This window comes from Paenarthrobacter sp. 10N417, from assembly GCF_056394745.1.
The window spans coordinates 1-1,866 of record NZ_JBFTIL010000049.1; the positions used below are offsets into that span (position 1 = coordinate 1).

Annotated in this window: 2 protein-coding genes and 1 rRNA gene; 2 read left to right on the top strand and 1 reads right to left on the bottom strand. The window is 60.1% G+C overall.

Features of this window, described 5'->3' with window-relative positions:
- Positions 1 to 96 (top strand): 5S ribosomal RNA (rrf, locus tag AC1DCM_RS26445); the annotation flags it as partial.
- Between the two features lie 132 nt (positions 97 to 228).
- Here rrf and AC1DCM_RS26450 read toward each other — a convergent pair.
- The gene (locus AC1DCM_RS26450) at positions 229 to 606 is read right to left on the bottom strand and encodes a nuclear transport factor 2 family protein (protein ID WP_477520313.1); all 378 of its coding nucleotides are present in this window, start codon (positions 604 to 606) and stop codon (positions 229 to 231) included.
- 92 nt (positions 607 to 698) lie between these two features.
- Here AC1DCM_RS26450 and AC1DCM_RS26455 point away from each other — a divergent pair, with 92 nt between their 5' ends.
- Positions 699 to 1,655, top strand: a complete 957-nt coding sequence (locus AC1DCM_RS26455) for an RNA polymerase subunit sigma-70 (RefSeq protein ID WP_477520314.1) — start codon at positions 699 to 701, stop codon at positions 1,653 to 1,655.
- The last annotated feature ends 211 nt before the right edge of the window (positions 1,656 to 1,866 follow it).

Below are 1,866 nucleotides of genomic sequence, written 5' to 3' on the forward strand. Positions count from 1 at the left end.
GAAACGCCCGGTCCCATTCCGAACCCGGAAGCTAAGACCCACAGCGCCGATGGTACTGCACCCGGGAGGGTGTGGGAGAGTAGGACACCGCCGGACAATCATTAACAGGGAAAGCCCCGACCACGACGGTCGGGGCTTCCCCCATTTAAGCCCATAAGACGCAGCTGACTGCCGAAGATGTCCAACGCCGCTCAATTTGTTCGGACAGCGTCCAGGGAAGCATCGCGATCACACGCCAACGACGTCGCCACGCGCCAGGGCGAAAGGCAGACGATCGAAGATGATCTGGATCTCGGCGATCTGATCATTGTGAATGCGATACAGCTCCGCTCCCGGGGCGCTAGGAACTGCCCGATTGGCTGTGTCGTACATCAGTATTGCTTCGTCGTCGGACCCATAAGCCGCAAGAAGGGCTGATTTGGTGAGCGTAGCAGCGAAGGGCTCCATGAATGCCCGGACAGCGGCACTACCTCTCATGGTGCCGGACGGTGCATGGCAGGTGACATCCTCGGCTAGGTGCTTGATCGCTGAGTCCAGGTCGCCGGTTGTCCAGGCCCGGTGGTACGCGACTGCGATCTCAACGGCTCTGGCCTGTTTTTCAGACATGGTCTGACTCCTTTCGTAGACGGAATACTCCTGTTAGACACCACTTCCCAGCAGATCGGAACGCTCTAGTGGGTCCGTGCCAAGATTGAACGGTGACATCAGCCGAGTTGGAGGCCGCCCGGGCCGGCGATGAAGAGGCTTTCGCCTCGCTCGTGGCGCCCTTTCGCCGGGAGCTTCATCTGCATTGCTACAGGATCACAGGTTCTGTTGACGATGCAGATGATGTACTGCAGGAGGTTTTGCTTGCGGCGTGGAAGGGGTTGCCTGGTTTCGCCGGCCGATCATCCTTGCGGACTTGGCTGTACAGGATTGCTACTACTCGTTCGCTCAATACTCTGAGGGACCAGCAGCGCCGACCTCGTACCGCGCCCATACCTCCGTTCGCGCCTCCAGCTGCAAACGACCGATTCGACCTGCCGCATGTGCAGCCTTACCCCGATGTATTGGTCGACGAGCTTGATCCTGCTGTGCAGGCGGTGGCCCGTGAAAGTATCGAGCTCGCATTTGTTGTTGCGCTTCAACGGATGCCGCCGCGCCAGGCTGCAGTGTTGATCCTCTGCGATGTGTTGGATTTCACCGCCAGCGAGGCTGCCGAGATGCTCGCGATAGGCCCGACGGCGGCAAAGGGTCTTCTTCAACGCGCCCGCTCCGCCAGACCCTCTCCAAGGTCAATTGCGACCGGAGCAGAACACCACGGTCTAGCCCGTAAGTTTGCAGATGCCTTCTCGCGAGACGACGTGGATGCCGTCCTTGAGCTCCTCACCGACCAATGCTGGCTCGCCATGCCTCCGGCCAGAGAATTTTACGTGGGCCGACACGCCGTCGGGAGCTTCCTCCATGCCAGCGCAGCCGGGCGCCCTGGCGGCAACTATGCGCTGACCGCTGTCATTGCCGGTGGCAGGCCGGCGTTCGTCTGTTATCTGCAAGGCCGGGCCAGGGGACTCCTGGTGATTGAGCCAACTCAGGTTGGAGACAAGATCGCATCGATCATGCGCTTCCTCGATGATGGTCTGCACCGACACTTCGGGATGCCGGACTTTCTTGAGTGAAGTGGAGCGCAAACTGGCTCAGTGACGCGCGTCCGGACGAATGCCCGACGGCGGGCTGACGCGGGTGTTGGGGTTGTGTTGGGTGGTTGTTGGGGTGGATTTGCGTTGGGGGTGTGGGGCGTGTATTGTTTTCTGAGTCGCCGGGTGCGAAACGGAAAGCCGGAAGGTGTGTACGGTTCGGTAGGCGGCCAAAAATAACTCTTCTTTTCCA